The sequence below is a fragment of the Paenibacillus sp. ALJ109b genome, assembly GCF_010747435.1.
Lineage (GTDB): Bacteria > Bacillota > Bacilli > Paenibacillales > Paenibacillaceae > Paenibacillus > Paenibacillus taichungensis.
This window is the reverse complement of sequence record NZ_JAAIFP010000033.1, coordinates 1-13,467: the sequence shown is the minus strand read 5'-3', so window position 1 is coordinate 13,467 and position 13,467 is coordinate 1. Positions and strand designations below refer to the sequence as shown.

At 46.8% G+C, this 13,467-nt stretch carries 12 protein-coding genes and 1 pseudogene; 6 read left to right on the top strand and 7 right to left on the bottom strand.

The annotated features are described in order from the left end of the window. Entirely contained in the window at positions 1-924 is a 924-nt protein-coding gene (locus G3352_RS27035) for an ADP-ribosylglycohydrolase family protein (protein WP_163761222.1), read from the bottom strand. Between the two features lie 524 nt (positions 925-1,448). Between G3352_RS27035 and G3352_RS27030 the strand changes: the two genes are divergently transcribed. Next, positions 1,449-2,117, top strand: a complete 669-nt coding sequence (locus G3352_RS27030) for an HAD family hydrolase (protein ID WP_163761221.1) — start codon at positions 1,449-1,451, stop codon at positions 2,115-2,117. A gap of 47 nt (positions 2,118-2,164) precedes the next feature. Continuing rightward, positions 2,165-3,337, top strand: coding sequence for a mannitol-1-phosphate 5-dehydrogenase (locus G3352_RS27025; protein ID WP_163761220.1), 1,173 nt, complete (start codon positions 2,165-2,167; stop codon positions 3,335-3,337). 138 nt (positions 3,338-3,475) lie between these two features. On the opposite strand, the gene G3352_RS27020 is transcribed toward G3352_RS27025, so the two are convergent. From G3352_RS27020 to G3352_RS27010, 3 genes are all read right to left on the bottom strand, one after another. Then, positions 3,476-4,363: a hypothetical protein gene (locus G3352_RS27020; protein WP_163761219.1), complete on the bottom strand. Its 888-nt coding sequence runs from the start codon at positions 4,361-4,363 to the stop codon at positions 3,476-3,478. Between the two features lie 142 nt (positions 4,364-4,505). Continuing rightward, a complete protein-coding gene (locus G3352_RS27015) occupies positions 4,506-5,159 on the bottom strand; it encodes a YkyA family protein (protein WP_163761218.1) in 654 nt (217 codons plus the stop codon). A 41-nt stretch (positions 5,160-5,200) separates the two neighbouring features. Beyond that, a complete protein-coding gene (locus G3352_RS27010; RefSeq protein ID WP_256716748.1) occupies positions 5,201-6,103 on the bottom strand; it encodes a polysaccharide deacetylase family protein in 903 nt (300 codons plus the stop codon). A gap of 229 nt (positions 6,104-6,332) precedes the next feature. Between G3352_RS27010 and G3352_RS27005 the strand changes: the two genes are divergently transcribed. From G3352_RS27005 to G3352_RS26990, 4 genes and pseudogenes are all read left to right on the top strand, one after another. After that, positions 6,333-7,277, top strand: coding sequence for a DMT family transporter (locus tag G3352_RS27005; protein WP_163761217.1), 945 nt, complete (start codon positions 6,333-6,335; stop codon positions 7,275-7,277). A gap of 99 nt (positions 7,278-7,376) precedes the next feature. After that, a complete protein-coding gene (locus G3352_RS27000) occupies positions 7,377-8,213 on the top strand; it encodes a sulfurtransferase (protein ID WP_163761216.1) in 837 nt (278 codons plus the stop codon). A gap of 665 nt (positions 8,214-8,878) precedes the next feature. Then, positions 8,879-10,144, top strand: a complete 1,266-nt coding sequence (locus tag G3352_RS26995; protein WP_163761215.1) for a hypothetical protein — start codon at positions 8,879-8,881, stop codon at positions 10,142-10,144. Positions 10,145-10,316: 172 nt separating this feature from the next. Next, positions 10,317-10,439, top strand: a pseudogene (locus tag G3352_RS26990) (sulfurtransferase); the annotation flags it as partial. Positions 10,440-10,501: 62 nt separating this feature from the next. Here the strand turns inward: G3352_RS26990 and G3352_RS26985 are convergent. From G3352_RS26985 to G3352_RS26975, 3 genes are all read right to left on the bottom strand, one after another. Continuing rightward, entirely contained in the window at positions 10,502-11,089 is a 588-nt protein-coding gene (locus G3352_RS26985; RefSeq protein ID WP_163761214.1) for an imm11 family protein, read from the bottom strand. A gap of 136 nt (positions 11,090-11,225) precedes the next feature. Continuing rightward, positions 11,226-12,266 (bottom strand): NAD(P)/FAD-dependent oxidoreductase, encoded by a 1,041-nt coding sequence (locus G3352_RS26980; RefSeq protein ID WP_163761213.1) that lies wholly within the window; start codon positions 12,264-12,266, stop codon positions 11,226-11,228. Positions 12,267-12,627: 361 nt separating this feature from the next. After that, positions 12,628-13,467 (bottom strand): exosporium glycoprotein BclB-related protein (locus tag G3352_RS26975; protein WP_275898462.1); only part of this gene is annotated, 840 nt, incomplete at its 5' end.

Here is a 13,467-nt window from a genome sequence, read left to right as displayed (position 1 = left end):
CTATCTAGCTTCGGCCTTTGACCACAATGCCTCTGACAATTCGCTCAGCGTATCCTGCATGGCCAGCTTCTCTCGCCAGTGTGCCGGAATGCCACTTAATCCATAATACGCTCCGGCGATTTGCCCATATACCGCTCCCGTGGTGTCCGCATCATCACCCAGATTCACTGCCAGCAGCGCCCCCTCTTCGAAGGTCGATGATTGATGGAATGCCCATAACGCTGCTTCCAGTGAACGAACAACATAGCCGCTTCCCTGAATATCTGGCGGTGCTTTATCCCGGTATGATCCCTGGACAATTTCTTCAATCGCTGGTGAAAAAGATTTCTCTTCCCTCCACTGATGGCAGGTATCAGGCCGTAATATGACATCCTTGTCCGCTCCGCGCAGTCCTGCAACCAATATTGCAGCCAGCACTTCACATGCTTCAACACTTTCAACAGCAGCATGTGTCGTTCTGGAACTCAACCCAGCATACCGTACTGCTTGATCCGGCTGGTTGGCATATGCCATGGCTACAGGTGCGAGCCGCATAATTGATCCATTCCCAGCAGTCATCGGGTTGGTTGAACCACTATACGCTTCACCGGTTGCTGCAAACCGTTCAAGGGCACTGCGAGTAGCCCCGCCAATATCAAAGCAGGTTCCCGTACTGCTCATATAACCCACCTGGTACCAATTCGTATATCTGCGCATCTGGTCCCCGGGATCAAAGTTCTCTTTTCTCACCAGGCTTTCTGCCAGACACAGGGCCATCGACGTATCATCCGTCCACTGTCCAGGCGCCAGACCGAATACCCCGCCGCCAACAATATCGGTAACAGGCTCAAATGTGCCGGGACTGCTGAATTCCACTGTGGTTCCCAGTGCATCTCCCGCGGCAAGCCCAATGAAACAACCTTGGAAACGATCCTTATGCAGCATCGTCGATCCCTCCTCCGCGATTTAATTCTCAAATGACTTCTTCCATTCTCCCACATGGCTTGATATGGCGTAAAGAATTTTAATAGGTTAGTTCGATTGCAAATTTATTTTAACCTATGCTGAGTTGCCTTTCTTCTATTATAAAAGTGTCGAAAGCTGTTGAACGGTTGAATTATCCAAAATTTCTTAAAAAAAGTTTGATACGTTTAAACTGAAAATACAGGTTTTCCAGTACACCGCTTACACGCAAAGGGTATAACGTTTTTCCACTTTTACAATTTTCTGAAAACACATCATCCATGTGCAAGTTTTACATGTAAACAATCATAACGCGCTTGACCCTTCCGTTTGTCCTATGTTACGGTTTTATTAGCTTATACACCTGTTTTTTCCCAAATTAATATTTATAACTTAGCTTTCGCGTTAACTAATGTACCGCAAGTCAAAAGATTACGGAGTGTATTTGCAGAGAAATTCATTTAGCTTTATCCCAAAACTAATTCTGAAACAGGAGGAACAAATTTATGATTAAGGCACTGGTTTTTGATTTCGATGGAACGATTATTGATACGGAGACAGCGTGGTATGTTGCTTTTCGTGATGCCTACAAGGAACAAGGCGTAGACTTAACCCTGGAGATGTACTCGCAATGCATCGGTACCAGTCTGAAAACATTTAATCCTTATGAGTACCTCATCACAGATTTGAATCTTCCGATCGATCGGGAAGCGTTCAGGGAATCCGTTCAGCTGCAACATGCAGCATTAATGAACAAAGAACAGGTAAGACCCGGTATCCAGAATTACCTTAAAGCTGCATGCAAAGCTGGATTGAAACTGGCTGTGGCGTCAAGCTCCAAACGAGAGTGGGTTGAACAGCATCTGGAACAGCTCAAGCTGAAGGATTACTTTGAAGTCATTCGCACCGCAGATGATGTTGCACATGTGAAGCCTGATCCTGCATTGTACAATCAAGCACTTGAAGCCCTTGGAGTAACTGCAGACGAAGCCGTAGCGATTGAGGATTCACCTAACGGCGCGCGTGCAGCTGCTGCGGCTGGTATTCACTGCGTTGTCATCTCGAATACCATTACCGGGACACTTGATTTCGATATGCCTCACCAACGGCTGTCATGCCTGACCGACCTCGAATTTAACGATTTGATTTCGAAACCACTCGTCACTACGGTCTAAAGACTGAACGAATTTCGCATTTCAAACTTTAAAGGGGGAGTTCACACATGAAAGCTGTACATTTTGGTGCGGGCAATATTGGCCGCGGATTTATCGGTCATATGTTGTCCGCTTCCGATTATGAAGTCTGCTTTGTCGCACGTAACCCGAAGAAAATCGCCATGCTTCAAAAGAGGCAGGAGTATCCCATTACCCTCGCAAATGCGGATCAGGATACAACGATTGTGAATAACGTAACCGCCATTAATGTCGGCGAACAGGATCGCGTTGCTGAAGTGATTGCTTCGGCAGATCTGATCACAACAGCCGTCGGTGTATCGGCGCTGGAAGATATCGCTGAACCGATCGCCAAAGGCATCTATCTGCGTATGAAAAATAATAATTCTGCACCACTTCACATTATCGCTTGCGAAAATGCCATCGGAGGCAGCACTCGGCTGAAAAAACGGATATATCCGTTTCTGGATGTAGAAACCCGTGAAAAAGCAGAGCGCTATGTCTCATTCCCCAATGCAGCGGTTGATCGTATCGTCCCCGCTCAGGATCATAAAGACCCGCTACAAGTTACCGTTGAGCCTTTCTATGAATGGGTGGTTCATCGCCCTGCACTGCTGGAAGGATTTAAGGAAATTGAAGGTGTGCACTACGTGGACTCTCTTGAACCTTATATTGAGCGCAAAATGTTTACGGTGAATACCGGTCACTGCGTTGCCGCATACTTCGGATATCTTGAAGGATTTAAGACGATCCGGCAAGCTATGAGTCATGCACCTCTTCGTGCCAAGGTACGCAAAGTGATGGAAGAAACCGGAGCCATGCTCATCGCCAAGCACGGTTTTAATCCACAGAAACACAGCAAATATATCGATACGATTCTCGAACGTTTTGCCAATCCGAACCTGACGGATCAGGTAACCCGGGTCGGACGTTCACCCCTTCGCAAGTTATCGCCTTATGACCGGCTTGTTCGCCCAGCGATGCAGGCCAGCGAATTCGGAATTGAAATTCCTCATTTAACTTCCGCTATGGCAGCCGCAATGCTGTTCAATCATGAACATGACGAGGAAGCCATAAAGCTCCAACACCTGATTCGCGAAGATGGCGTCTCTGCCTTCATTCGTGAGCGCATGGGAATTCCCGACGAACATCCCGTCCATCAGCATGCCGTTGCCCGTTATGAAGAGCTCAAAGGGCGACAGGAATCAACCATCTTAACCTGATTAGCAATAGGTCAAAGGGTTTGATCCCGCAAACTGAATAGACATACGAACAAAAAGCCGGGAGGAACCTATGCTTAGCGCATCGTTCCTTCCGGCTTTTTCAAATTCACGACATACCTATTTAATATCGAAGCACGCTTACTCGTTCATGATGGAATTGATGGAGGCATAGACCATAGGCATGAAACCCTCTGAGGGTTCGCCAACCGGTGCATGGATATGGAAAGCGAAGCCATTGCCATCCAGCTCTTTTACGATGAAATACTCTGTTTTCTTATTGTTTTGAGACATCATGAACAATTTTGCCTCTTTCATCGGGCCATTGCTAAGCTTTTCCTCACTTAATTGCTTGACCTCTCCGGTTTCTGACAGCTCTTTCTTCGCATCCACTTTCAGTTCATTCAGGTTATAATCCGAAGGCAGTTTTTCAATCTCGACCTCGTAATCCGGATCAATCTTCATGGTCAATTCATGATCATCCGCATCGTAAACCATCGGTTCAAACACATATAATGAGTACCCTTTGCCTTGAGCCAGTGTAACTGGGCGCTTTTCAGTCATGCCTTCCACGGTCACTTCCAGCTCGGATGTTTTGGCACGATCAGATGTAACATTACCACCTGCATTCGTACCGTTACCGCCATCGGACTCGACCTTGGTGATTTCCGTAAGCACCAACTGTTTGATCGTTGTATCGCCTTCAATAGCTTTCTCTACATATTTGAATTGAACGGAATCTTCATCGTCAATGTCATCCAAAGATTTCTGCAGATCTTCACCCACCTGGAAAGACATCGGTTCCTCTTTCACACGAATTTCAACCGTGTGCGGATCTGCCCATCCGGTCAAAATTCCTTCCGCTTCAATCACAGCACTTTCCTCAGGCTGCTTCCCTGGTGCCGGTGTCTGTTCTTCTGTATTATTCGCGGGTGGCTGAGCAGTAGGGCTACTATTGCCGCAGGCAACAAGCGAGAATCCCATAACCAAAACAAGTAATGATGCACTAATATTCATAGTATTTCGCATATGAACACCTCCGTTAGCTTATACGCAATGATGTTTGTCCATGTTGCCTGACTTGTTAACTTGACAGCTTAGTATTACTTACACGGCTGACCCGTCGCTCAATCATAGAAAGTGTTCAATGCTTCTTTGACACCATGAATACTCAACCGGCTTGCTCCATTTGCACAAGCTTCGCGTTGGCTCCGTTAAAAGCTTTTGTCTGCTTGTTGAACTGCTGTCTTAACTCGGCAACTTTGGCATATTGGCTGTTCCGTTCCCGAATCGCACGTTTGATTTTAACCAAATTTGGCTCCACATTTCCTCTCATCAATGCATATAATTGCTCGTCCGCATCGAGACTCTGCTTGTAGGAGGCAACAAAGGCTGCAAACGACGCAGCTCTCTGCTCATATTGATCCAATACCGTGTGGGCCTGAGCCAGGTTCTCTTCCTTCTCAAAGGATAACTGATCCAGCGAAGTTCGCAGCTCTTCCATCTGCTCTTTTGTTCTGCTCATCACCGCTTCAGCTTGTTCCAGCAGTGTTCTTCGCTCGGCAATATGACCGTCTGCCTGATCGAGCAAGGCCTCCAGATTACTGTTTTTGTTCTTTCCTTTACTCAGTATCGATCCGTATAATTCCATGTCTTCCCGTTCATGATGAACAAGCTCCTTCAGGCTCTGGTTCATCTCCTGATCGGTAAGAATTAATTGATTAACTTGATTTGCCGCAGGTTCCTGTGGCTGACCGCAAGCACTGACAAGCAGAGCCAGCAATATGCTGACCCCGGCCAGAGCTATCTTTTTTCTTCTAAGCACCTCGGGGTGCCTCCTCTCTTGCAACTGCTATGTTGTTATTCTTACAGTCGGGTGTCTGCGCTAAAATTGGATACCCAATGTGCATTCGGATCGTAGACCTCAAACTCATAACCCCGATCTTCAAGCAGCTTCAAAATGCGTGGCAGTGCCTGTACCGTTTGCTCGCGCTCATGCATCAGAATCACTTCCTTATCCCGATGTACACTACTGCTAACCCGTTCCACGATTTTGTCCGGCTGACCTGGAAGATTCCAGTCGAGGGAGTCGGTGGTCCAATCCCACATTTTGAATCCGGCCGCAGCAATATCGCCCCTGAAGTCTTCTCCGATCTGGGGACTACTGCCGTACGGAGCACGAATCAGATGCGGCGTAAAACCGATCAGATCCTTGACCATCTTCTGCTCCTTTTTGAACTCCTTCACAAAGTTAGAGGAGCTTCCGCTCTTATACAATTTGTTATAGTTATGTGTCATGCTGTGAAGCCCTGGATAACTGCCCTCTTTGACAAGCCGCTCCACTGCTTCCTTGTGTTGATTCAACTGACGTCCAATCATGAAAAAGGTTGCCTTTGCCTCATGTTGTTTCAAAATATCCAACAGTTGATCGGTATATACACTTGGTCCATCGTCAAACGTTATGTATGCCAGCTTGCGCACCTGACCCTGGAACCGCGCAGGCTCCTCTTTGGACTCCGGTGTCATGTCAATCATGCCAAGCTTGGTTGGCTGTTCAATCGCAGCTACTGGCGGAGGTGCTACATAATCCTTGATCCAGTGCGTCATGCCAATGAATGCATATGTTAAACCGATAATGAGCAGTGCCAGAAGCGCCAGCGCAGCACTCAGTCTCCCATACCGGATTTTTCTTCTTCCATGCGTCTTGGTTCGGCTTGTTCTATGCGGAATGCCGCCACTCTCTCCCGCTCTCTGTTGTTGAACTCTCACTTCCAGGCCACTTCCTTACTTTCATTTTTTCCCGATTATTGGTACATTATATCGTTTCATGTCTCTATATAGAAGATTAATAGAAAAATGGTCCTGGAGAATGACAGAATAGTTACAAGCCCGGTTACAATCTACTTATCTATTTCTTCTCTTATGCTTTTCCTGCGGATGCATTCTCCTGTATAATAAATTGATTTACGCCATTTGACTTCAAGAAGGAGCTACATCCATGACTAGCTTGAACCGTGCCGGCAGATCGATCTTTCTGCTATTCTTTGTCGGCATTATTGCCATTTCGTTTTCTTCCATCTTTGTACGCTGGTCCACAGCCGACGTCGCCGTCATTGCGATGTACCGACTGTTTCTCACCAATCTGCTAATGCTGCCTTTTGTGTGGAAATACCGGCATGAGATGATGCGTTTAAACTTCAGACAGTGGGCTTTACTGCTCGCATCCGGCGTGATGCTTGCACTGCATTTCCTGCTCTGGATGGGATCGCTTCGGCTTACGAGTGTAGCCAGTTCAACGGTCATTCTTGCTTTGGAGCCTATACTGATTCTTGCAGGTTCCGTCTGGCTGTTCAAAGCCAAAATCAACCGCATGATGATCATCGGTATGGGCGTTGCCCTGCTCGGATCGATCGCAATTGGAGCTGGAGATTTTCAGTTGGCAGGCACTGCGCTGCGAGGGGATATTCTTTCTTTGCTCGGAACAATCGCTGTGGCGGTACACATGCTGCTTGGACAGTTTTTGCGTGCCGGACTAAGTGCCTTCTCCTATAACTTCTGGGTATTTTTCGTAGCTGCCTGTACGCTTGCGGTATATAATCTGGTTAATGGTCACCCGTTTGGCGGTTATGCGGCTTCTGAGTGGGGAATTTTCCTGTTGCTCGCAATCGTGCCAACGATCTTTGGGCATTATCTCTTCAACTGGCTGCTTCAATATATGAATGCTACGACGGTATCGATGGGGGTACTGGGGGAACCTGTATTTTCCTCTCTGCTAGCCTGGATGCTACTCGGTGAATCCCTCAACGGGCTTCAGATGTCTGCCGGGGTTGTCATTATTTTCGGGGTATGGATCTTCATTCGGTATGGCAAAACCAAACCACAGCCCATTCCCTCAGATGCTCCTGTAGCTGGAAAAGGACCAGTCGAACCTACAGTGGTGTAACTTGCGTTTCTAATAGGATATTTGTAAAAAACAACTGGGACCTGCATCACGCAGATTCCGGTTGAATCCATCCCACTACATATAAGGCGGTGTGTTTTCATGAAAAATATTGTATCCATGCGCTGGCTGCTCGCCAGAATGTATGAAACAGATGTCGTCATTGCCGATTGCCGATTCCTGCTCGGTCAACCGGATGCCGGAAGACAAGCCTACGAGGCTGGACATATTCCAAGTGCCGTTTATCTCGATCTCGAAAAAGATCTATCCGCTCCCGTATCTGCGCACGGAGGACGTCATCCGCTTCCTGATCCGGCTGTTCTCGCAAGTCGTCTCTCCAAAGCTGGCATCGGCTCGAATGCACGCATTATTGCCTACGATGACCAAGGTGGTATGAACGCATCGCGGTTGTGGTGGTTACTTCGTTATCTGGGACATGACCAGGTGTATGTCATGGACGAAGGCTTCTCTGCCTGGCAGAACGCCAAGTTTCCAGTGACTACGGATGTGCCGGTTCAGATTCCGGCTTCGTTTGAGGTAAATGTGCAGCCAGGACTGTTGGCGAGTGTTGAGGATGTACAACAAGCCTCTGCTGATGGCTCAGCTGTGCTCATCGACTCTCGGGATGCCCGTCGCTATGCGGGACTGGAGGAACCCATCGATGCCAAGGCTGGACATATTCCAGGTGCGGTGAACTACTTTTGGAAAGATGTGCTCGACTCGGAAGGACGCTGGACAGGTGCTGGGGCGTTAGAAGAACGTTTCAGTAAGCTGGACAAGGATGGTGCAATTATCGTGTATTGTGGTTCCGGTGTCTCCGCTTGCCCGAATGTAATTGCACTGGAAGAAGCGGGATATTCAAATGTGAAGTTGTATTCCGGAAGCTGGAGCGACTGGATTAGTTATGATGAGAATCCGGTGGCTACCGGGGAAGAGTAACATATAGTACAGTGATAAAAAGCCCGCTAAGAACGCGGGCTTTTTTGGGTTGTGGTGATTCGGAAGTGCACGGTCAGAGGTAGCAAGGTAGGCGGCCTTCTGATATGAATCACATCGCTTTTCAGCCATTTCCACAAACCTTTCCAAATATTTATCTCGGATAAATATTCGAAATAAAAACCATTTTTTTATCGGGCTGGCATTGTGAATCCGTCCATTGTCCAGAGTTATGACGAGTTTTCCCAAAAGATAGGCGGCTGGCACTAGCTTTAGAAATCGCTGGAACGCCTGGGTATCGTATACGTCCCCTTGTCGTTGGACTCGAACAGAAAGGTATTCCCTATCGGTTGTCCCTACCGTTTAAGCCAAGCTCGAAAAGCCTAACTACATACACTGTAGAAAATATGTTTTGCTTGCCTGGATCCGATCCATCAAGCCTGCGGTTCTTTTTTCAACATCTAAGAGAACCCCCTTTAAAACAATAAAGGTATTCAAAATACACGTTATCAGCCAGCATACTGGCGTGTAGAATCCTAAGTTTTGACTTTTACTTCATCCATCCCGACCTTATTTTTTACATTTATTCCCTTGCTCTACCTTATTCTGCTCCATATAATAAGAGTCGGAAATGAGGTTTCCATATGGAAAAAAGAGGAGTAATAGCGATGAATTTAAAACGTTTCAAGTGTACCACCACAGCACTGGCAATTCTGCTTGCTGTGCAACTTCTGGTAATTGGCAGCTCTTCCGCGTCTGCCAAGGTTATCGAGCAGTCGTTGCCTGAGCCAGAATGGATCTATAAGCTACCAAAGGGGTATACCTTATTCACTACTTACAATAGTATACAGAGCAAGGACCGTGTGTTCTTTCATTTACAGAAGAAAGTGGCTCTCTCGCCTTCCAAATTCAAAAATACTACTTTTGTCTATGGATCTGTCGATCGCAAGGGGGATGCCCATTGGCTATACGACTATTATGACATCGCCAAAGATAAAGCATTCAGCGGCTCGGACCCATATTACAGTAAGGACGGTTACAGCTATTTTTACAAAAGAAACGTTAATGGCACTGAATATATTCTCTCGGGAGTCGATCCAAACGGCAAGCTGAAGTGGACGAAAAAAATAACTAATCCGTTCGATATGTTTGTGCTGGATAGCGGAAATATCTTAATTTACTACACTATCTATTATCCATCAAGCAAGACCTCCATCCGTTTTTTTGAGGAGTACACTAATAACGGACATCAGGTACGGAAGCTCAAAATCGACAAAGGCGGGTTAACTACAGGGACACTTAAAGTGCTACCGAATGGCTTCATTATGCATTCTTCAGATCAAGGTCAAACCAGGATTTACCGGAGCCTCAATGCTCTGAAAACTCCCTTAGCTCAATACAACACCAATAAAATCGAGGTGATGCCATTTAGCGGCGGGTCCTTTTTGGTATACTTGTCCAGCAAAAAAGAAGCAACCGTGACCGGGTTCAACTCCGACGGCAAAAAGAAATGGGTGCGTACCCTTAACCCCAAGGATAAGATCAGCATTACCGGCAACAACTATCTTATCCAAAGCAACAACGTATATAGCCTTTTCAGCAAGGACAACTTGCTGCTTGGGAAGCAACAATTCGGGAAAATTGGTGATACCGACTGGGAATCCCATATCACATCTTCGGGCGAGATTACTGTAGAGAAGCAGTATCAGTGGCAAGAGCGTCCATCTGTCATCGACGAAAATAATTTCAAAGGGGATTCGGCTAAAGAGGATTTCTACGTGCTTGACCCCGAGGATTTGCAGATTAAATACCACCTTACCACGTTGTGGTACGACATAGATGTTGGACACGATTATATTTATGCTGGTAACGGTGAGCTCTATCTTACGGACCGATGGTACCGCAATACCCTTACAAAATATATACTGAAATAGCACCGCTATAAAGACTCCTGTACCGGCTTGGGCCTGCTCCCAACTGGTTTTTTATTAATTTCCAGCTTGATTAACCCATAAGAACATCGGTTAAGCTAAGACAGCATGAAGACTTCCAGTTCCCAAGCAACCAGGCTTCTCTATTAAAAGGACTATAAGCAGGAATTACTTCAGCGCCTGCCCGAATGTGATTGCGCTGGAAGAAGCGGGATACACGAATGTGAAGTTGTATTCAGGAAGCTGGAGTGACTGGATTAGTTATGTTGAGAATTCGGTAGCTACCGGGGAAAAATAAAAACTAAGAGCCCGCGTCAAACGCGGGCTTTTTTTGTGCCTTCATTATATCCATGTAAAATTTTAGATGCTTAAATTTCCGACTTCTGTAACGTTCAGATTCAGCTTATGTTTTCGGCATACCTCGTAAAAATCTTTTGAAATAATGGGTTTGAAGATATTTATATAATCCAACATAAAAAATTCATGCTCGCCAATTCGCTCTTCATGAAGGCAGATTTGAGATACAACTTTGACGATCTTACGTGGAGGCTGTTGTACAGATGCAGCAATGACCGCTTTGCGCCCATATTCCGAACGTTCATAATCGAAAACATCCAAACGATCAAGCTGATGTGCAAGCCAATATGTTTTTTCAACCGAACGACCGTCGTGGTAACACACAGTTGTCGGAATAAACTGTGTGTTTGTATTAGTTTCCTCCAACAGCGCTTTAAAACGATCTGATACGTGTCTCGTTCCTGTGATCGTCTCAAAATAATCTACTTTCAGGTTGCGCACCGTAGACAGTAACTCAACCTCTGCCGTTGTCCCCTCTGGCAGCGGATTCTCTATCGCCAAATAATTCATACCTAATTCGGGAGTGAAGGTCGTTCCGCCACTAATAAACCCTCTACGTGGATATTGAGATTCCAGAAAATAATATTTCATAGAATGATGCCTCCTTTCCGAATTAAGTGCTTTTCAATCAATTATACGGGTCAAAAGAATTAAGCAGCTAAGCACTATGTAATATAGAGTACATCGGTCATATGGCGATGTACTCTTTTGTCGTTTTCGTATGGTCCTAAAATCGGGAGAGTCGACAAGGTTCTAATTCAATTCTTGATTCCTGATCGATGATTTCACTCGCAGCCAGACGTGCAATCAGCGGCGCCAGCGTAATTGCAGAATGCATCACGGTTAGATAAAGTCCCTTTACGTGATCTTGGAAGCCCACGATCGGATAGCCGTCTTCAGGCATGGGTCTCCATCCAACCTTTATACTTTCCAGTTCCAGTTGATTTCCATGTTTCAGACTACTACGTAATGTGTCGTACGCTCGCTTACCGACCGCCTGCGGTCCGTTTTCCTCCGACTCGTCGATATAATCTTCCGCAGCCAGCAGCGTATATTCTGTCAGTTGACGCGCTTCAAATTGCGCATTGGAGATTAATGTATGGATCAGTTTATTCGCAGTTTTCATCCGAATCAGAATGGAAGGCGACGGCGTTATTGGAACAGGACAACCTAACGGGTTGCAAAGTTCGGGGACGCCTGTACCTGCGGCCAATACTACGACATCCGACTCCAGAAAACCGTTGGACGTATGCACGCCGACCAGGCGGGAATCTTCTTGCTGAAGCTGTGTAACGTTGGTATCGAACTGAACCTTTGCTCCGTACTCCCTCGCTTTGTTCAACAACAGCTCCGTTATCCCTATGGGGTCTACCGCACCTTCTTCGCTGACATACATCGCTTCGTCCGGATAGTCCAGCAGATTCGGCTCCAATGCCTCAAGCTGCTCCCGGTTTAATTTTTGAAAGTGGGGTTGCTCCCTTAGGGGCGGAGTGTCCCAAGTTAGCGCTCCATGCCAATGAATTTTCAGTTCGGGTAACTCTTGCTGAAGCGCATGATATTCTTCCAAAGCTGCATCGTACAAATGCCAGTAATCGGGAGCCACCCTATGAGTCGTATGTATCCAGGCAAAAGATTTATCCGTGACTTCACGCGCCGCTGCAGAATGCCGTTCAATAACGGTTACATCTTGATTTCGTTTGGCCAGATGATAGGCCATAGACGCCCCGACAATCCCTGCGCCAATAATCACAATTTTTTGTTTAATCAATAATGACTCCTCCTTTTTCACCCTATTGTAACATAGGCTTATGATAATCAGACGTTATAACATATGAGCGGAGCTGGAGCGACTCGAATAGTTCTAAGGAGAATCCGGTTGCTGTTGAAGAGGACTAACTTGAGGTAAATCAACTCTTCTAGCAAATAATGCCGCAATTTCATCCACTGTCGTTTCTATCCAATTGACTGTAATACGAAATAGGACGGACAGGATGCACACTGTATACCAGACGAAACCTGCGATTTGAACTAATAGTGCTATGCTCTAGTAGTACGCTCACACATAGACAGGGACCTCTCCGCCATGATCGGCAAGGGGTCCCTGTTCCTGGACTTGATATAAAGCAAAATTAAGTGATGGTAAGACTTCCGCTTGCATATCCAGCTATGGTTGAAGCCACATCAATTCCGGCTGTTACTGATGCTGAGAAGACCAAAAGCAGGCGGTCACCGGCGGCTACCGGAATACTCAGTCCAGTAGTCAAACCGCTAGATATTGTACCCAGTGACAAAATGCCGGTCAGTGGAGGCGCCAAGGTTACCACTGCACCCGGTACAACCGTAAAGGAGTTATTAGGTGTAGTGGAATGGTATAATTGTGCAGTTATGGTTACTGTAGATCCAACCAAGCTAAGTCCAGCTGTTGTACTGAAATAAGCGGCCAGTGAAGTAATCGTTCCTGCACGCGATGCCGAGAAAGCAAAGTTAAGCAAGGTTCCTGCAGCGCCTGTGAGATCAATTATCCCTCCGTTAACACTTACTCCTGTAGCACTGCTGCCAAAACCAACTAAACTGGAGGTATTTAAAAGTCCACCTAATACCGTAGTCAATGCAACTGGAAGTCCTGATGCATAAGGAATGATTGTACCAGAACCTGCCGCTCCCGTTGCTCCGGTTGTCCCTGGTGTGCCTGTTGCCCCCGTCACTCCGGTCGTGCCTGCTGTACCTGGCGTGCCTGTTGCTCCCGTAGCTCCGGTTGTACCAGCTATGCCCGTTGCTCCCGTTTCGCCTGGTGTACCTGTCGCTCCCGTGACTCCGGTTGTTCCTGCTGTGCCCGTCGCTCCCGTAGCTCCGGTTGCACCTGGTGTACCTGTCGCTCCCGTAGCTCCGGTTGCACCTGGTGTACCTGTCGCTCCCGTTACTCCGGTTGCACCTGGTGTACCTGTCGCTCCCGTTACTCCGGTTGCACC